The sequence below is a fragment of the Streptomyces sp. GLSS-08 genome (assembly GCF_056387915.1).
Genome location: NZ_JBWJAQ010000015.1, coordinates 129,687 through 148,082 on the forward strand (window position 1 = coordinate 129,687; position 18,396 = coordinate 148,082).

Here is an 18,396-nt window from a genome sequence, read left to right on the forward strand (position 1 = left end):
TCGGGCAGGGGCGGGCGCGGGCGACGGGGTCAGAGGCCGGCCGTGAGGGACAGGTCGATCTCCTCGTCGCTCAGCTGCGAGATCAGCTCCAGCAGCCGGCGCTCCACCTCGGCGGCGAGCCGTTCGACGGTGGGGTGCTCGAACAGGTCCCGGACCTGCAGCGGGCAGTCGAAGGCGGTCCGCAGGCGGGAGGCGACCGACACCGCGCGCAGGGAGTGGCCGCCCAGCGCGAAGAAGTCGTCGTGGACGCCGACCCGGGGCAGGTCGAGGACCTCGCACCAGATCTGCGCGACGACCGTCTCGGCGGGGGTGCGCGGTGCCACGAAGGCGTGCGGTGCGCGTGCCACGGGCTCGGGCAGGGCGGCGGTGTCCAGTTTTCCCTGCACGGTCAGCGGCAGGGCGTCCAGCAGGACGAACGCCGACGGCACCAGGTAGTGGGGCAGGTGCTCGCGGCAGTGCCGCTCCAGGGACTCCTGCGACAGGTGGGTGCCCGCGGTGTAGGCGACGAGGGCGGCCTCGCCGTGCAGGGTGCGCACCACGACGGCCGCGCCCCGCACTCCGGGGTGCCGGCGCAGCACCGCCTCGGCCTCTCCCGGTTCGACGCGGAACCCGCGGATCTTGACCTGGTCGTCGTTGCGGCCGAGGAACTCCAGCTCGCCGGTGGGCAGTCGGCGTACGACGTCGCCGGTGCGGTAGAGCCGGCCGCCTCGTCCGCCGAACGCGTCGGGCACGAAACGCTCGGCGGTCAGTGCGGGACGGCCCAGGTATCCCCGCGCCAACTCCTCTCCGCCGATGAGGAGTTCGCCCGGTACGCCGTCCGGTGTGAGCTCGCCCAGGGCGTCGACGACGTAGGTGCGGCGGCCGCCGAGGGCGCGGCCGATGGGTACCCGGCCGTGCGGGACCGCCTCGACGGTGTGCGCGGTGGCGGAGATCACCGCCTCGGTGGGGCCGTAGGTGTTGATCACGGGTACCGCGGGCAGGTGCGCGAACCACCGCTCCAGGGGGTCGGCGGGCAGTGCCTCTCCTCCCGTCACCAGCAGCCGCAGTGAGGCCAGTTGCGGTGCCAGCGTGTCCAGGCGGGCGACGAGTTCCGCCCAGTAGGACGGGGTGAGTTCCATGACGGTCACCCGCTCGGCGGCGACCCGGGCGGCGAGTTCCTCCGGTGCCCAGATCTCGTCCGGGCGCACCACCACCGTCGCCCCGGCGCTCAGCGCGGGCAGGATCTGCTCCAGCGACGCGTCGAACGAGGTGGAGGCGAAGGTGAGCACCCGGTCGTCCGCGGTCAGCGCGAACGCCTCGCGGGCGGTGGCCACATGGGCGTCCAGGGCGTGGTGTTCGACGCCGACGGCCTTGGGGCGGCCGGTGGAGCCGGAGGTGAAGATGACGTAGGCGAGGTCGTCGGGGCGGGGGGTGTGCCGGGGGCCGTCGGGGGCCGGCCGGACCTGGCCGACGTCGATCGCCGTGGCCCCGAGCCGGGTCACCTTGTCCCAAGTGTCCGCGTCGCACACCACGTGCCGCACCCCGGCCTCGCGGAGCATGTACCGCAGCCGTTCCTCGGGGATGCGGGTGTCGAGCGGGACGTACACGCCGCCGGCCCGCCAGACGGCGAGCATCGCGGCGACCGGCCACACGCCCCGGCCGACGCACACGCCCATGGCGTCGCCGGGGGCAGCGCCCGCGTCGGCCAGGGCTGCGGCCAGTCCGCCGGTCAGGGCGTCCAGCCGGGCGTGGTCGAGGGTCGTGCCCTCGCAGACGACGGCCGGGGCGTCCGCCCGGCCGCGCACCCGGAACCCCGGCGCGGGCACCGTGTCCCGGCCGGCACCGGCCACCAGACGGTCCCGTTCCCCGGGCGAGAGCAGCGGTGCCTCGTCGACGCGTGCCGCGGGGTCGGCGACGAGGGTCTCCAGCAGCCGCCCGACGTGCCGGGCGAACCGGGTGGCGGTGGACGGGTCGAACAGGTCGGCGGCGTACTCGACGTTGAGGGCGAAGCGGTTCTCCCGGACGACGAAGGTGGCGGTCAGGTCGAACTTGGCCGAACCCCAGGGCAGCGGGAAGTCGGTGGCGGCCGGCCCCGGCCGGGTGGAGCCGCCCGTGGAGGCGTCCTGGACGTCCACCATGACCTGGAACAAGGGGTTGCGGGACAGGTCGCGTTCGGGGCGCAGCCGCTCCACGACCCGTTCGAAGGGCACCTCCTGGCGGTCGAAGGCGCCGAGGACGACGTCCCGTACCCGGTCCACGAGCCCGGTGAAGGTGGGCCGTCCGGACAGGTCCGTGCGCAGCACGACGGTGTTGACGAAGAAGCCGACCAGGGGCTCCAGTTCGAGCCTTCCGCGTCCGGCGACGGGTGTGCCCACGGACACGTCGGTCTGCCCCGACCAGCGGGCCAGGACCGCCTGGGCCGCGGCCAGCAGCACCATGAACCGGGTGGCGCCCAGCTCGCGGGCGCAGGCGTCCACGCGGTCGACGAGAGCGGCGGGCAGGTCGACCTCCACGGCGCCGCCCCGGCCGGTGAACGCGGACGGCCGGGGCCGGTCCGTGGGCAGCTCCAGCGCGGGTGCGTCCTCCAGGGTGCTTTCCCAGTAGGCGAGCTGGGGTTCCAGGGCGCCGCTGTCGGCGCGCTCGCGCTGCCAGACGGCGAAGTCGCCGTACTGCACGGCGAGCGGCGGCAGCTGGGCGCGCCGGCCCGCGCGGCGGGCCTCGTAGTGCTGGGTGAGTTCGTCCAGCAGCAGGCCCTTGGACCAGCCGTCGGTGACGGCGTGGTGCAGGGCGAGGAGCACGACGTGGTCGTCGTCGGCCAGTTCCCACACGCCGGCCCGCAGCAGGGGTGGCCGGGTGAGGTCGAAGCGGCGCGTGGCCAGGGTCACGGCCCGGCGCCGTACCGCCTCCAGCCGGGTCTGCTCGTCCGGGGCCCCGGGTGCCTTCTCCCAGTGCAGCGGGACTCCCACCGGGTCGCAGATCCGCTGCACGGGGCGGCCGTCGGACTCGATGAGCGCGGTGCGCAGCACCTCGTGGCGTTCCACCAGGTCGTCCAGGGCCTGCTGCCAGGCGGTGCGGTCCAGGCCGCCGCGCGTGCGCCAGCAGTACCACAGCAGGTAGGAGTCGCCGCGTTCGGAGGTGCGGTCCAGGAACCACAGCCGTTCCTGGGCGAAGGACAGCGGCAGCGGCCGGTCGCGGTCGACGGGCACCACCTCACCGGCGCCACAGGCGCGGGCGGCGGCCACGCAGGGGGCGAAGCCCCGGACGGTGGGGTTCTCGAACACGGTGCGCAGTTCGATCTCGCGGCCCAGGCGCTGGGCGATGCGGGAGACCGCCATGGTGGCCAGCAGGGAGTGGCCTCCCAGGTCGAAGAAGCTGTCGTCGATGCCGATCCGGTCCAGGCCGAGGACGTCGGCCCACACCTCGGCGACGAGTTGCTCGGTCTCGTCGCGGGGTGCGGTGCGGGCGGGGTCGGCGGCCGGGCGGGCGGGGTCGGGCAGGGCGGAGCGGTCGAGTTTGCCGGAGACGCCGACCGGGAGGGCGTCCAGGACGACGAAGTCGGAGGGGACGGCGTAGTGGGGCAGATGGCGTGCGCACCAGGCGCGCAGGTCCGCCCGGTTGGGCGGGCGGGGCGCGTCCGGGGCCGGTACGACGTAGCCGGTGAGGCTGCGCCCGGTGGCGCGGTCGGGGCGGGCGGCGGCCGCGGCGACCTGCGGGCAGGCCCGCAGCACGCTCTCCACCTCGCCGAGTTCGATCCGGAAGCCGCGGATCTTGACCTGGTCGTCGCGGCGGCCGAGGAACTCCAGTTCTCCGCCCGGTGTCCAGCGGACGAGGTCACCGGTGCGGTAGAGGCGGCCGCCGGGCGGTCCGTAGGGGTCGGGGACGAAGTGTTCGGCGGTCGGGGCGGGGCGTCCCAGGTAGCCGCGGGCCACTTCCGTGCCGCCGATGAGGAGTTCACCCTGGACGCCGACGGGTACCGGCTGGTCGTCGGCGTCGACCACGTACACGCGCCGGCCGCCGAGGGGACGGCCGATGGGCACGGTGTCGGCGGGCGGGTCGTCGGCGTCGTAGGTGGTGGCGGTGACGGTGGTCTCGGTGGGCCCGTAGGCGTTGCACACGCGCACCCAGGGGACGGCGGCCCGCCAGGCGGCGAGGGTGTCGGGCGGGACGGCCTCGCCGCCGAGGACGAGCAGCCGCAGGGGGGCGAGGGCCGCGGCCAGGCGCCGGTCGAGGGAGAGCGTCAGTTCCGACCAGTAGGTCGGGGGCACGTTGACGACGGTCAGGGTGTGCCGCTGGACGATCTCCGGCACCTGGGTGGGCAGCCAGGGCTCGTCGGGGCGCATGACGACGGTGGCGCCCGAGGTGAGGGCGGGCAGCACCTGGTCCAGTGAGGCGTCGAAGGAGAAGGAGGCGAAGGCCAGCACCCGGTCGGCGGCGCCGATGCCGAGCCGCTCGCGGGTGGCGGCCACGTGCGAGGCGAGCGCGGCGTGTTCGACGCCCACGGCCTTGGGCCGGCCGGTGGAGCCCGACGTGAAGATGACGTGGGCCAGTTCGCGGGGGTGCGGGCGGTGGCGGGGGCCGTCCGTGGCCGGGGTGAGGGTGGTGACGTCGACGGTGACCGGTGCGAGTGCGGTGGCGGTGGCCGCCGTCGCGGGGTCGGTGAGCACGCAGGTGAGGCGGGCCTCGTCCGCCATGAATTTCAGCCGCTCGGCGGGGAGTTCGGGGTCCAGGGGTACGTAGGCGCCGCCCGCCCGCCAGATCCCCTCGATGGCCGCGACGGACCACAGGCCGCGGCGCAGCAGGACTCCCACCGGGCTGCCGGAGCCGACGCCGGCGGCGCGCAGCGCGGCGGCGAGTGAGCCGGTCATGGTGTCCAGTTGTGCGTAGGTGGCGCTGTCGTCGCCGCAGAGCAGTGCGGTGGCGTCCGGGTCGCCGGTGAAGGCGACCGGCGGCGCCGGGTCCGCGGGCCGGTCGGGAGCGTGGTGCCAGTGGGGGCGGGGGCGGGCGGGGCCGCCGGGTCCGGCGGGCAGCGCGCGGGCCAGGTCCTGCACGGGGGTGACGGGGTCGGCCAGGACGGCGCGCAGCAGCGCGACGTAGGCACGGGCGAACGCGCGCATGGTGGCGGCGTCGAACAGGGCGGTGGCGTACTGGAGGATGGCGGCGATGCTGCCGTCGGTGCGCAGGGTGAGGTCGAGGAAGACGTCGAGCGGTGTCCCGGTCAGCGGCGGCTCGACCAGCGTCACGTCCAGGCCGGGCATCAGCACCGGGCGGATCGGGGTGTTGAGGAGGGTGAACGACGCCTGGGCGAGCGGGTGCCGGGACAGGTCGCGGGCGCCGCCGAGCGCGCCGACCACGAGGTCGAAGGGGGCCTCCGCGTGGGAGAGGTCCGCCAGTGCCCGGTCCCGCACCCGGTCCAGCAGTTCGGCGAAGCCGGGGCGGCCGGCCAGGTCCGTGCGCAGGACGACCGTGTTGACCAGCGGGCCGATCAGGGCCCCGGCACCGCGCTGGGCGCGGTCGGCGAGTGTGCTGCACACGGCGACGTCGGTGCGGCCCGACCAGTGGCCGAGGAGTGCCTGGTAGGCGGTGAGCAGGAGCATGTAGCGGGTGGCGCGCCGGGATCTGGCCAGGGCGTCGACGGCGGTGACCAGATCGGCGGGCAGGTCGAAGCGCACGACGTCACCGGAGCCGTCCCAGACACGGGGCCGGGGCCGGTCGGTGGGCAGGTCGAGCGGGGTGAGGCCGGTGAGCCGCTCACGCCAGTGGCCGAGCAGGCGTTCCAGCCGTTCGCCGCGGAGGCGTTCGCGCTGGGTGCGGGCGAGGTCGGCGTAGCGCACCGCGGGCGCGGCGACCGGTTCGCCGCGGTATCCGGCGGCCAGTTCGTCCAGCAGCACGCCCCACGACCAGCCGTCCACGGCGATGTGGTGCACCTCCACCAGCAGCAGGTGCTCGTCGGGTGCCACGCGGGCGAGCGTGGCACGGAGCGGGTGCTGGGCGGACAGGTCGACGGGGCGGTCCAGGCACCGGGCGAACAGGTCGTTTGGTCCGGTTGCCTCGACGCGTTCAAGGACGAAGCCGGCGGGGGTGTCCACGACCGGTACCGGCTCGCCGTCGACGGCGGTGAACCGGGTGCGCAGCACCTCGTGCCGGGTCACGATCCCGGCCAGGGACCGCTCGAGCCGGGCCGCGTCGAGGGCGCCCCGCAGCCGCAGGACCAGCGGGAGCATCGATGCGGTGGAGTTTCCGGCCAGCTGGTCCAGGAACCACAGCCGGCGCTGCGCGAAGGATGCCGTGCGGGTGTCGACGTCGTACGGTGCCCCTTCGGGGGCAGGGCCTGCTGTCACTGTGAGCCTCCAAGCCGTGTTTTGCAGCAGACTGCCGCCGGCCGGAGGACGCCCATAGGGAAGAAGGCGCAGTACCGCGAGCAGACCGGGCTGCCGTGACGGCCGTACGGCGCGCTCTTCCACCGGTCTTTTCGGGGCGTGGATCCGGTGAATGTCCAATCGGGGCGGGGAAGCGGGATGGTTTCCCGGATAGGGGTACCCGCTGATGCGGGACGGCGTCGACCGGCGTGGTCCCAGCCGTGGAGTGCACCACGTGCTTCGCACAACGGATCGGACTCCTGCCATGACCACTGCGAACCCGGCCGGCCACCGCACCGGCGCCGACACCGCCGGACAGCACACGCGCCGCCTGGCGACCGAGACCAAGTCGGCCCTGAAGACGACGGAATTCTTCGTCTACGTCGCTGCCGTCATCGCGGTCCTGATCGCGTCCCTGGTGGTGGGGAGCGAGGACGGGCACCTCGACTACTTCCGCGCCGACAAAGCCTGGTGGTACATCGTGATCCTCACCGTCGGCTACATGATCAGCCGTGGGCTGGCCAAGTCCGGAAGCCGGGACCACTACGATTCCTGACCCGCACCGCACCGCGGGCTGCTTCATGACGACTGCGCCCTGCTCCGGGTGCGGGCACCCGCCAGTTCCCGGCTAATGCCCGCGCCCGGAGTTCCCTGTCGCGGGTCGTGGCAGGCCCACGCGCGCTGCGGTCAGGACGGGCTAGGCCCGTCGGCGGTGATGACCAGGGCGGCCTGGTCGTCCTCCACCTCCCGGCCGTCCATGAAGGCGCGGACGTCCTCGGCCACGGCCCGCACGACGTCGGCCGCGGCCGCCCCGCGCGGGACGGAGGCCATGGCCGTGGCCAGGCGTGCCTCGCCGTACTGTTCGGTGCCTGCGGCCCTGCACTCGGTGATGCCGTCGGTGTACAGCAGCAGGCTCTCGCCGGGGCGGAGCGTGAGACGGCGGGCGGTGAGCCGGAGCGGGAGGCCGGTGCCGAGCAGCCCGCCGGATGCCTCGACCGTGTCGGCCACGTGGCTTGCGTCCAGCAGCAGGGGCAACGTGTGCCCGGCTCGCACGAGCTCGACGGCGAGTCCTTCGGCGGCCGGTGCGAGGTGGCCGTAGACGAGGGTCACGAAGCCGTTGTTCTGGTGGGCGTGGCGGTCGTTCAGGGCCTTGTCGACCGCCTTGACGATGTCGACGGGGTCGTCGAGCAGCGAGGCGACGGCGCGAGCGGTGTGGCGGACCAGGGCGGTGGTGGTGGCGGCCATGGCGCCGCGCCCGCAGACGTCGCCGAGGATGAAGGCCCAGCTGCCGTCGTCCCGTTCGAAGACGTCGTAGAAGTCGCCGCCGACCTCCAGCCCTTCACCGGCCGGGTGGTAGAAGGCGGCGAGCCGGGCGCCGGGGACGTCGGGCAGGTCGGGCAGCAGCAGGCCGGTCTGCAGGTCGCGGGCGAGGGCGGCGCGCTGCGTGTACTGACGCGCGTTGCGGGCGGCCGACGCGGTGCGGCGGGCGAGTTCCTCCGCCAGGGCGATCCGGTGGCCGTCGAAGGAGTGGCCGTCCGCGGACAGCAGGGTCACGGCGCCGAAGGGCCGCCCGCGGTCCACCAGGGGGACGCAGACGTATCCGGTGACGCCCAGCTCGTGCCAGGGGCCGGGTCCGGTGGGGGTGCGGCGTGCCACTTCCGTCAGCCCCGAGTTCAGGACGCGCGCGACGGCGTCGTCCTGGGCCGGTACGCAGGCGGCGAGCAGGCTGCGTGCCGCCTCGCTCCGCGCGGCGGTGGCCACCCGCTGCACGCGTCCGGCCTCCAGGATGTCGACGGTGGCCAGGGGGGCCAGTGCCGGGCTCGCCAGGGTGGCCAGGCGCTGCAGTGTCTGTCTCTCGTCCAGCCGGCCGGCCAGGGCGGTGCTGGCGGCCAGCAGGAAGGCGAGGTCGTCGCGGGCGGCCTTCTCCCGGGCGTCGGCTGCCTGCCGGGCCTGTTCGGCGTGGTGCCGCTCGATGGCGAGGGCGGCGGTGTCGGCGAAGACGCGGGCCAGTGCGAGGTCGGTGTCCTGCGGGGCGCGGGGGGTGCGGTGGTACATCGCGAAGGTGCCCAGGAGCCGGCCGTCACTGGCGAGGATCGGTGTCGACCAGCAGGCGGCGAGTCCCGCCCGGCCGGCGAGGTCGCGGAAGTCCTTCCACAGGGGGTCGGTGGCGATGTCGTTGACGATCACGTTCCGGCGCCGGTGTGCGGCGGTGCCGCACGAGCCGACCCCTTCGCCGGTGGCGATGCCGTCGATGGCCCGGTTGTAGAAGTCCGGCAGGCCGGGAGCCGCACCGTGCCGCAGGTGCCGGCCGTCCTGGTCCGCCAGCAGTACCGAGACGATCACCTCGGGGGTCAGTTCCTCGATCGTCCTGCACATGCCGTCCAGCACGTCCGGCAGCGGTGCCTGGCGGGCGATCTGTTCCAGCAGGGCGCGCTGTTCGGCGGCCAGCCGCCGGGCGTGTTTGACCTGTGTGGTCTCCACGCCCACCATGCGCACGCCGATGACGTTGCCGCCGGCGTCGCGCCGGGCCTCGTAGGTGAAGTCGAAGTACGCCTCGTGGGCGTCCTCGCCGACTCCGATGACGACACGGGTGTCCCGGCCGACGTGCCGCTCCCCCGACCGGTACACCTGGTCCAGGAGTCCGATGAAGCCCTGGGCGGCCAGCTCGGGCATGAGCTGCACCAGCGGCACGCCGGTGCGTTCCCGCCGTCCGCCTCCGATCGCCGTGAAGAAGGCCGGGTTCGCCGCCTCCAGCACGTGCGCGGGGCCCGTCATGGACGCGAACAGCGCGGTGGACGTCCCGAACAGCAGCGACAGGTCCTGGTCGGTGTCCTGGATCCGGGGGGCACCGCTCCCCGCCCGCCGCTCGTGCTCAGCCCTCATGTCGTCCCCATGCCGACCACCTGCCCCGAATATCGCCGGCCATCATCGTGGCCGGCGGTCGGTGCCGGCACCGTCGGCCGCGGTGCCGGTGGGCCGGCCGGCCAGCGCGTCGGTGACGGTGGCGTGGACGGGCAGCAGCGCGGAGATGCCGGTGACCGTCACCATGCGCTTGAGGCGGTCGGGGACGTCGGCGAGGCGGAGCGAGCCGCCCGCCTTCTCCGTCTCCAGCAGGAGGGTGATGAAGGTACTGAGCCCGCTCGAGTCGACGAAGTCCACTCCCGGCAGGTCCAGGACCAGGTGTGGAGCACCCTGGTGCACGAGGTTTTGGACATACGCGCGCAGGGTGGGTGCCGTATGCAGGTCCACGTCTCCGGTGACGGTGACGACGATGTGGTCGCCGATGTGCCGGGCGGTCATGTCGAGAGCGTCGGACACGTCTGTCATCACTCCTGGCTGGGGGTCTCGGGCACTGCGGTGGCGGCGTCCTGGCCGGTGGCCGGGGCGGGGCGGGCGCCGCCGTGAGGGGCGCGCGGTGTCGCACCGGTCATGGCTGCGGTGCGCTGTCGGGGCCGTGGACGGTGGCCAGGCCGTCGAGGCCGGAGACGGTGATGACGGGCTCCAGCAGGTGCGTGACGATGAGTTCCAGCCGGGCGGCGTGGGCGAAGAGGACGCTCAGCCCGGCGCTGTCGAGATACTCCACCGCGGTCAGATCCACCACGAGGGGTCCCGGGCTGTCCTGGAGGGCAACGGCCAGGGAGCCGGCGTTGCTCATGTCGATCTCGCCGCTGACGGTCAGCCGGGGAGTACCGTCCGGGCGTCTGCCGGGGGTGATGGTCAGGGGGGTGGTCATCAGACGATCCTCATCTGCATGTCGACGGTGGTGCCGGACGGGCCGGGGGTGAGGGTGACCTGCTGCGCCACGGCCCTCATGAGGGCCACGCCCCGGCCCCGGTGGGGGTTGAGGTCGGGCTGCGGGACCTTCCACCGGCCGCTGTCGGCGACCGTCAGGCGCAGGTTGTCGACGAAGGCCTCGGCACGCAGCCGCACGGTTTCCCCCGGAGCGTGCCGGTGACCGTGCTCGATGGCGTTGGCGCACGCCTCCCCGGCGGCGATGAGAACGTTCTGCACGGTGTGCACGGGCAGGTCGCACTGGGCGAGCCAGCCGCGCAGCGCCTTGCGGACCGGCGCGAGCTGGGAGGACTCGGCCGGGAAGGCCATCTCCAGCGGTGCCGGGTGGCGGTAGAGGAGCAGCGCGACGTCGTCGTCGTAGCCGCCGTCCGGTGCGAGCCGCGACATCACCTCGGTGGCGAGGTCCTCGACCGGCACGTCGCGGCCCTCCTGCACGGCTTCGCCGGCCTGGGCGATCCCGGTTCCGAGCGGGCGTCGGCGGCGTTCGACGAGCCCGTCGGTGTACAGCAGCAGCGTGCCCCGCGCGGGCAGGGTGCACGCGGCCTCGGGGCGCTGCGTGCCCGGGCGGACGGCCAGGGGCAGGGAACGTCCCTCGTCCAGCAGCAGGGTGGTGCCGTCGGGGTGCGCGAGGATGCCCGGCGGATGTCCGGCGCTGGAGTAGGTCAGCTTCCCCGTCGCGGGGTCCAGGACGCCGCAGAACACCGTCGTGCACAGGGCGCCCGGAACGCTCGCGGCGAACTGGTCGAGCGCCATCAGGGTCCTGGCGGGGCCGGCTTCCTGGAGCATCAGCGCGCGGCAGGCGCTGCGCAGCTGCCCCATCACGCTGGCCGCCTCCAGGCCCCGTCCGACGCAGTCTCCGACGACGATGCCCGTGCGCCCGTCCGGCAGAGCGACGGTGTCGTACCAGTCGCCCCCCACTTCCAGCGGGCGGGTCGCGGGCTCGTACCGCACGGCGAAGCCGGCGGGGAGTGTGGAGGGGCCCAGGATGGCGCGCTGCAGGGCGATGGCGGTCTCGCGCTGCTGGTCGATCTGGTGGGCCCGGACCAGGCCCTGCGCCAGATGACCGGCCAGCAGCGAGAGCAGAAGCTGGTCCTCGGAGGTGAAGGGGCGGTCCTCGCCCAGGTCGATCCACACGGCGAGCGGGCCGTCGGGGTGTTCCAGCAGGACACCGGAACCGGTGCCTTCGGCGACCGGGGTGAGCGGGGGCTGCCGGCGCAGTCCGGTCAGTGCGTCCCGGCGTTCCGCGGGCAGGTCCTCCCACCGCAGGTCCGGGTCGGTGGCGGTGAGGGCCGGTACGTCACCGCGTTCGAAGACGGCGGCCACCACGCTTCGCGCGCGCCACAGGGTCTTCAGTTCGGCGAGGGCGCCGGACAGCGCCTCGGGCAGACTGGCGGCCCGGGACAGGGAGGTGCTCACGGCGGCCAGTGCGGTCTCGCGCTGGACGGCGTAGTGCTCGGCGGTGACGTCACGGAAGGTGCCGACGGTGACCCGGCGTCCGGTGTCGGGGTCCTGGGCCTTGTTGTAGGTGACGGCCACCCACAGCCGGTGGCCGTCGCGGTGGGTGACGGGGACGGTGTAGGAGCCCTGCGCACGTTCCAGCAGGCCGGCGAAGGCGTCGCCGACCTGACGGTGTGCGTCGGGGTCGGTGGCGGCGTCGGGCCACCAGGGGTGGACCGGTGCGTAGGGCAGGTCCTCGGGGCCGTAGCCGAGGATGTCGGTGAACGCGGCGTTGATCTCCACGACGGCTCCCGACTCGTCGCAGACGAAGAAGGCCTCCTGGAGGGAGTCGATGAGTGCCGTCCGCCAGCGGACGTGATGGCTGCGCAGCCGGGCCAGTTCGACGTTCGCGCGCACCCGGGCCAGCAGCTCGGCGGCCGCGAAGGGTTTGACCAGGTAGTCGTCGGCGCCCGCCTGCAGTCCCTCGATCGATGCCTCCTGCCCGGCCCTGGCCGACAGCAGCAGTACGGGTACCGAGGCCGTACGCGGGTCCTCGCGCAGCCGCGCCACCAGTTCCAGCCCGTCCAGCCGGGGCATCATCACGTCGCTGACGACGAGGTCGGGGGTGTCGCGGCGGATGGAGTGGAGGGCTTCGGCACCGTCGGTGACGGTGGTGACCTCGTATCCCGCCTTGGCCAGGATGCGGGTGAGGTACTCGCGCATGTCGGCGTTGTCGTCGGCCACCAGCACCCGGGCGCGGACACCGGGCTGCGGGCCGGGCGCGGTGCCGTCCGCCCCGGCCCGCACCCCGGTGTCCTGCGCCGCGGTGGCCCTCTCGCTCGCCGGCAGCCAGCGCAGGGCCTCCTGGACGTAGGGGTCGGCGGTGGCGGAGGCCGCGGCGGGGCCGGCGGCCTCCGCCACGGACCCGGGCGCCAGATGAGCCGTCCCGAGCGGCAGCCGGACGGTGAAGGCGGTGCCTTCGCCCTCCGTGCTCTCAGCCGTGATCGTTCCGCCGTGCAGGCCGATCAGCTCCTGCACCAGGGCCAGCCCGATGCCGCTGCCCTCGTTCGAACGGGAGCGGGCGTTCTCTATGCGGTGGAACCGCTCGAACAGCCGGGGCATCTCCGACTCCGGCACGCCTATCCCGGTGTCGGCGACGGTGACCACGGCATGTGCGCCGTCGCCGCGCACGCCCACCCGGATCGCACCGTCGAAGGTGAACTTGAGCGCGTTGCTCAGCAGGTTGAGGATCACCTTCTCCCACATGCCGCGGTCGACGTACACCGGCTCGTCCAGGGGCGGGCAGGACACTTCGAAGGCGAGCCCCGCCTTCTCCACGGCCGAGCGGAACACGCTGGCCAGTTCCGCGGTGACCGCGGCCAGGTCGACCGGCTCGAAGCGGGCCTGCGTGCGGCCCGCCTCGATGCGGGAGAAGTCCAGCAGTGTGTTGACCAGCTTGCCCAGCCGCAGCCCGTTGCGGTGGATGACGTCGAGTTCCTCCCGTACGTGTTCTCCGGTGCCGGCGAGCTGGGTGCGGAGCTCCCCGAGGGGACCCATGATCAGGGTCAGCGGGGTCCGGAACTCGTGGCTGATGTTGGAGAAGAAGGTGGTCTTGGCACGGTCCAGTTCGGCCAGTTCCTCGGCCCGCCGCTGCTGCGCCTCGTAGCTGCGTGCGCTGCCGATGCGGGAGGCGATGTGTCCCGCGGTCAGCTCGACGAAACCCCGGTAGCTCTCGTCCAGCACGCGGTAGCGGTTCAGTGCCGCCACGCAGAAGCCGTAGGGGGTGGCGCCCTGCTGCAGCAGCGGGACCACGAGCGCCTGCTCGGGCGGTTCGGGCCAGTCGCCGCGGGGCAGGTCCGCGAAGGCGTCGCCGGCGAGCGGGACCAGGGCGGTCTCACCTCTGCTCAGGGCGGTGACGGGCCACAGGGCGGCGGGGTCGTCGAGGGGCAGGGTGAGCGGTGCGGCCGGATGGCCCGCGCCGATGCCGGCCGTGCCGGCGAGCCGCGCCGTGGCGCCGTCGAAGAGATAGGTGAGGGTGAAGGGCAGATCCCTGCGATTGCGGTCGAGCTGCCGGTCCGCGAAGGCCAGCACCTCCTGCTCGGTGCGGATCACGCTCGGGTCCGAGCCCAGGTCCCGCAGGGTGGCCATGCGCCGCTCGCCGATCACGCGGTCGGTGTCCTCGCTGACCACGCACAGCATGCCCACCACGTCGCGGGCGTCGTCGCGCAGGGGGCTGTAGGAGAAGGTGTGGTACGTCTCCTCGCTGTAGCCGGAGCGCTCCAGGAACAGCAGCAGCCCTTCGTCCCAGGTGGCCTCGCCCGTGCTGAGCACGGCTTCGATGCGCGGGCCGATGTCGTCCCAGATCTCCGCCCACACCTCGTTCGCCGGGCGGCCCAGCGCCCACGGGTACTTGCGGCCGAGGGTGTCACGCCGGTAGGCGGCATTGCAGAAGAAGGTCAGCTGCTCGCCCCAGGCCATCCACATGGGAAACCGGGAGGACAGCAGAATGCTGACGGCTGTCTGCAGGCTCTGCGGCCACTGCTGTGGCGGACCGAGGGGCGTGGCCGCCCAGTCCACCGCGGCGAGGTCCCCGCCCACCTCACGGTCGGCGGCGAACACGTCGCTGCCGGCCGCGGTCACCTGCGGTCCGTGGCCGGCCTCGTCCCAACGCTCCACGCGATACCCGTCCCCTCACGCCGGCCCGTCCCGCGGCCACTGTTCTGTCGAACACGCACCCGAACGTCCCCTGACCGCGTGCCTATGCCTATGCCTGTCTGCCCCGTAACCGTCGTCCGACGCCGACGGAGACCCGTCCGTCTTCGCAGGCCGAGGGCCTCTTCCGGTCCAGGCCCGACATTGTCCCAGACGGGGGCGGACGGATGATCCGGTACGGGTCCGGCGGCCGGATGTGCCGTCGCCCCCGCCCGGGTGGCCGGAGGCGGGGGGACGGCGGGCGGGGCGGCTCAGCTGCCGGCGCGGAAGGAGCGCAGCCGCAGGCTGTTGCCGACGACGAAGACCGAGGAGAAGGCCATGGCCGCTCCGGCGATCATCGGGTTGAGCAGGCCGGCCGCGGCCGGCGGCAGGGCGGCGACGTTGTAGCCGAAGGCCCAGAAGAGGTTGGACCTGATGGTGCCCGGCGTCCTGCGGGACAGGCGGATCGCGTCGGCCGCCGCCCTGAGGTCACCGCGGACCAGGGTCAGGTCGCCGGCCTCGATCGCGGCCCCTCCCGGGCGGACTGCAGATCTCCCAGGACGGGTACACCCTCGACCTGCTGACCCCCCGCCTGACCGCCGGTCAGGCCAGGCTCGTGCGTTTCGCCATCAAGGACGAGGCCGGCAGGGCCGTCACCGGCTACGCCACCGCCCACGAAAAGGAACTGCACCTCATCGTGGCCTCACGCGATCTGAACACCTACCGCCACCTGCACCCGGCCCGGGCCGCCGACGGCACCTGGAGCACCCCTGTCGACCTGCCCGCGGCAGGCGACTACGGCGTCTTCGCCGACTTCACCCCGGCAGGGCGGGGAGCCAAGCCCCTCACGCTGGGGGCGGACCTCGCCGCCGCCGGTTCCTACCGGCCCCAGGACCTGCCTCCGCAGAAGGCCACGGCGGAGGTCGACGGCTACACCGTCACCCTCGACGGCGGCCCTCACAGCCGGCAGGACAACCGGCCTGGCACTGAGGGTCGCGAAGGACGGCAAGCCCGTCACCGACCTCGAGCCCTACCTCGGCGCCTACGGACACCTCGTCGCCCTGCGCGCCGGAGACCTCGCCCATCTCCACGTCCACCCCGAGGGTGAACCCGGCGACGGCACCACCGCGCCCGGCCCCGGCATCTCCTTCATGGCCACCGCCCCCACCGACGGCACCTACCGCCTCTTCCTCGACTTCAAGCACCAGGGCAGCGTCCGCACCGCCGCCTTCACCCTCTCCACCACCAGCCGCCCCGCCCCCGCCGCACAGCACCAGGACCGCACCGGCACCGAACACCACTGACCCGCCCACGCGGTGTTGATACGAAGCTGCGCGGCGAAAGGTTTGGTCCAAACCCAGGTTCCTTCGATCGGGTGAGCGGCCAATCCGAGAGCCGGTCCGTGCCGGATTCCCCATGTGAGCGAAGACCAAAAAGCGCCGAGGGCCCGGCCCGCCTGGCGTCGTTGCCTGCTCGGGGCCGTCAGCGGCCTCGTGGCGGGTTACACGGCGCTGGCGGTCGCAGAGCTGGTGTCCGCGGCAGTGCGGCCGCAGGCAGGACCCGTGGTCGCGGTGGGGTCCGCCGCCATCGACCGCGCACCGGCCGCGGTCAAGGACTACGCGATCCGCCACTTCGGCACCAACGACAAACTCGTTCTGCAGCTCGGCATCCTGGCCGCCCTGACTGCTCTCGCCCTGCTTCTCGGAGTACTGGCCGCATACCGGCGCAGGACCGGGGCAGCGGGCGTGCTGCTGTTCGCAGTGGTGGGCGCGTGGGCTGCGACGAGCCGTCCCGACTCCACGAGCTGGACGGACGCCCTTCCCTCCGCGGTCGGCGTGATCGCCGGGGCCGGCGTGCTGTATGTGCTGACGGGAAGGCTTGTCCCCGGCAGGGCCGCACACACGCCCGCGCCGGACACCCAGCCGCGCGGGGACACCCCCGCGGCGGCCGGGCCGGCCGGCCCGGCCGCCGTGACGCGGGAAGCAGGCTGGGACCGGCGCGGGTTCATCATCGCGGCCACCGCCGCCGCGGCGGCCTCCACCGCCGCGGGGGCCGTCGGGCGGACGCTCAACAACTCCCGCGGCCGGAGCGCCGTGGCCTCACGCAGCAACCTGGTCCTTCCGGCTCCCGCGTCGGCCGCCGCCCCGGTACCGAAAGGGGCTCAACTGCGCATCCCCGGCGTCAGTTCGTTCGTGACGCCGAACAAGGACTTCTACCGGGTGGACACCGCGCTGGTCGTACCGAAGGTCGACGCCACCACCTGGCGGCTGCGGATCCACGGCAAGGGCGTGAGCCGCCCCATGACTCTCACCTTCGACGACCTGCTGCGCCGTGAACTCGTCGAGCGGCACATCACACTGACGTGTGTCTCGAATGAGGTCGGCGGCCCGTACGTGGGCAACGCCCGCTGGATCGGCGTACGGCTCGCCGATCTCCTGACCGAATGCGGAGTGGAACCGCCCGCCAAGGGCGGCCCGGCCGACCAGCTGGTGGCCCGTTCGGTCGACGGTATGACCATCGGGAGCCCGGTCGAGGACGTCATGGACGGCCGTGACGCGCTGCTCGCGGTCGGCATGAACGGCGAGCCGCTGCCCTTCGAACACGGCTTCCCGGTCCGCATGCTGGTGCCGGGCCTGTACGGCTACGTGTCGGCCTGCAAGTGGATCGAGGACATCGAACTCACCACGTTCGACGCCTACGACCCGTACTGGGTGAAGCGGAAGTGGGCCCGCAGGGCGCCCGTCAAGACCCAGACGCGGATCGACACCCCCAAGCCGTTCGCCCGCCCCGCGGCCGGAACCGTCATGGTCGCCGGGGTCGCCTGGGCCCAGCACCGCGGCATCGACAAGGTCGAGGTCCGCATCGACGACGGCCCCTGGCGGCGGGCCGACCTGGCCGCCCAGGACACCCGCGACACCTGGCTCCAGTGGTCCCTGCCCTGGAAGGCCACCCGGGGCGCCCACACCCTGACCGTGCGGGCCACCGACCGCACCGGCCGGACCCAGACCCAGCGGCGCACCCGCACCATCCCCGACGGAGCCAGTGGATGGCACTCGGTGGTGGTCACCGTGGACTGACCGCGCCCGCGGGTGGTCACCGTGGGCTGACCGCGCCCGCCCCCTCTGCCCCCCGATCACCACCTCTGCATCACATCTCAAGATCCCAGTTCGCATCCCAGCAGGAGACCTCTCATGAACACCCGTATCCGCCGTGCCGCCGTAGCCGTCGCCGCCGCCGCCGTCCTGCCCCTCGCCCTGACCGCCTGTTCGGACGACGGCAAGGACACCTCCTCCAGCTCCGGCAAGTCCTCTTCCGCCGCGAGTGACAAGGCCACCGACAGCTCCGCCGACACGGCCGCCATGGACGAGCCGTTCGGCCCGGCCTGCTCCACCGTCCCCAAGGACGGCGCCGGCTCCTTCGACGGCATGGCCAAGGACCCGGTGGCCACCGCCGCCTCCAACAACCCGGCCCTGTCCACACTCGTGACCGCCGTCAAGAAGGCCGGTCTGGTCGACACCCTCAACAACGCCGAGAACATCACCGTGTTCGCGCCGACCAACGACGCCTTCGCGAAGATCCCCAAGGCCACCCTGGACAAGGTCCTCAACGACAAGGCGCAGCTGACGAAGATCCTCACCTACCACGTCGTGGGCCAGAAGCTCACCCCCAAGGACCTGGAGAGCGGCTCCTACCCGACGCTGGAGAAGTCGAAGCTGACCGTCTCGGGCTCCGGCGAGTCCTACACCGTCAACGACTCCGCCAAGGTCGTCTGCGGCAACGTCAAGACCGCCAACGCCAACGTGTACATCATCGACACCGTCCTGATGCCCAAGAGCTGACCGGCGCATCGGTCCGGCCACGCCCTCAGCGGGCCTGGCCGGACCGGCCGGACCGCGGTACGGCCATCAACTGGATCCTCACCCCTCGCCCGCCGGCGGGCCGTGGACCGGGTGCGCCCGGCCGAGGCCTCGGCGGCCCGAGCAGGCTCCGGGACTGCCTGGGAGTGAGCACATGAAGACCGCCGACCTGCACACCCTGACCGGCGCCTACGCACTCCACGCGCTGACCGGCGAGGAGGCCACTGCCTTCGAAAGCCACCTCGCGAGCTGTGAGGCCTGTACCCGGGAAGCGCTGGAGCTGA

At 73.3% G+C, this 18,396-nt stretch carries 8 protein-coding genes and 3 pseudogenes; 5 read left to right on the forward strand and 6 right to left on the reverse strand.

Features of this window, described 5'->3' with window-relative positions:
* Nucleotides 1-29: 29 nt before the first annotated feature.
* Entirely contained in the window at nucleotides 30-6,317 is a 6,288-nt protein-coding gene (locus tag AC0ZLC_RS25385) for an amino acid adenylation domain-containing protein (protein WP_476754276.1), read from the reverse strand.
* A gap of 283 nt (nucleotides 6,318-6,600) precedes the next feature.
* On the opposite strand from AC0ZLC_RS25385, the gene AC0ZLC_RS25390 reads away from it, so the two are divergent.
* Nucleotides 6,601-6,891, forward strand: a complete 291-nt coding sequence (locus AC0ZLC_RS25390) for a hypothetical protein (RefSeq protein WP_476754277.1) — start codon at nucleotides 6,601-6,603, stop codon at nucleotides 6,889-6,891.
* Between the two features lie 131 nt (nucleotides 6,892-7,022).
* On the opposite strand, the gene AC0ZLC_RS25395 is transcribed toward AC0ZLC_RS25390, so the two are convergent.
* The 5 genes and pseudogenes from AC0ZLC_RS25395 to AC0ZLC_RS25415 all read right to left on the reverse strand — a co-directional run.
* Nucleotides 7,023-9,218, reverse strand: coding sequence for a SpoIIE family protein phosphatase (locus AC0ZLC_RS25395; protein WP_476754278.1), 2,196 nt, complete (start codon nucleotides 9,216-9,218; stop codon nucleotides 7,023-7,025).
* 42 nt (nucleotides 9,219-9,260) lie between these two features.
* Nucleotides 9,261-9,662: an STAS domain-containing protein gene (locus AC0ZLC_RS25400; RefSeq protein WP_476754279.1), complete on the reverse strand. Its 402-nt coding sequence runs from the start codon at nucleotides 9,660-9,662 to the stop codon at nucleotides 9,261-9,263.
* Nucleotides 9,663-9,762: 100 nt separating this feature from the next.
* Nucleotides 9,763-10,068: an STAS domain-containing protein gene (locus AC0ZLC_RS25405; RefSeq protein ID WP_476754280.1), complete on the reverse strand. Its 306-nt coding sequence runs from the start codon at nucleotides 10,066-10,068 to the stop codon at nucleotides 9,763-9,765.
* The gene (locus tag AC0ZLC_RS25410; protein WP_476754299.1) at nucleotides 10,068-14,048 is read right to left on the reverse strand and encodes a SpoIIE family protein phosphatase; all 3,981 of its coding nucleotides are present in this window, start codon (nucleotides 14,046-14,048) and stop codon (nucleotides 10,068-10,070) included. Before AC0ZLC_RS25410 ends, AC0ZLC_RS25405 begins: the two co-directional genes overlap by 1 nt.
* Before the next feature lie 479 nt (nucleotides 14,049-14,527).
* Nucleotides 14,528-14,785, reverse strand: a pseudogene (locus AC0ZLC_RS25415) (heavy metal translocating P-type ATPase); the annotation flags it as partial.
* A gap of 14 nt (nucleotides 14,786-14,799) precedes the next feature.
* Between AC0ZLC_RS25415 and AC0ZLC_RS25420 the strand changes: the two are divergent.
* The 4 genes and pseudogenes from AC0ZLC_RS25420 to AC0ZLC_RS25435 form a co-directional block, all read left to right on the forward strand.
* A pseudogene (locus AC0ZLC_RS25420) lies at nucleotides 14,800-15,559 on the forward strand (hypothetical protein).
* Nucleotides 15,560-15,673: 114 nt separating this feature from the next.
* Nucleotides 15,674-17,332, forward strand: coding sequence for a molybdopterin-dependent oxidoreductase (locus tag AC0ZLC_RS25425; protein WP_476754281.1), 1,659 nt, complete (start codon nucleotides 15,674-15,676; stop codon nucleotides 17,330-17,332).
* Between the two features lie 114 nt (nucleotides 17,333-17,446).
* The gene (locus AC0ZLC_RS25430) at nucleotides 17,447-18,094 is read left to right on the forward strand and encodes a fasciclin domain-containing protein (RefSeq protein ID WP_476754282.1); all 648 of its coding nucleotides are present in this window, start codon (nucleotides 17,447-17,449) and stop codon (nucleotides 18,092-18,094) included.
* 172 nt (nucleotides 18,095-18,266) lie between these two features.
* Nucleotides 18,267-18,374, forward strand: a pseudogene (locus AC0ZLC_RS25435) (zf-HC2 domain-containing protein); the annotation flags it as partial.
* Nucleotides 18,375-18,396: the final 22 nt, after the last annotated feature.

Bases quoted from the DNA above. Each gene is read 5' to 3' on its own strand.
- AC0ZLC_RS25390 (WP_476754277.1), top strand. From the start codon at position 6,601: ATGACCACTGCGAACCCGGCCGGCCACCGCACCGGCGCCGACACCGCC.
- AC0ZLC_RS25395 (WP_476754278.1), bottom strand. From the start codon at position 9,218: ATGAGGGCTGAGCACGAGCGGCGGGCGGGGAGCGGTGCCCCCCGGATC.
- AC0ZLC_RS25400 (WP_476754279.1), bottom strand. From the start codon at position 9,662: ATGACAGACGTGTCCGACGCTCTCGACATGACCGCCCGGCACATCGGC.
- AC0ZLC_RS25405 (WP_476754280.1), bottom strand. From the start codon at position 10,068: ATGACCACCCCCCTGACCATCACCCCCGGCAGACGCCCGGACGGTACT.
- AC0ZLC_RS25410 (WP_476754299.1), bottom strand. From the start codon at position 14,048: ATGTGGATGGCCTGGGGCGAGCAGCTGACCTTCTTCTGCAATGCCGCC.
- AC0ZLC_RS25430 (WP_476754282.1), top strand. From the start codon at position 17,447: ATGAACACCCGTATCCGCCGTGCCGCCGTAGCCGTCGCCGCCGCCGCC.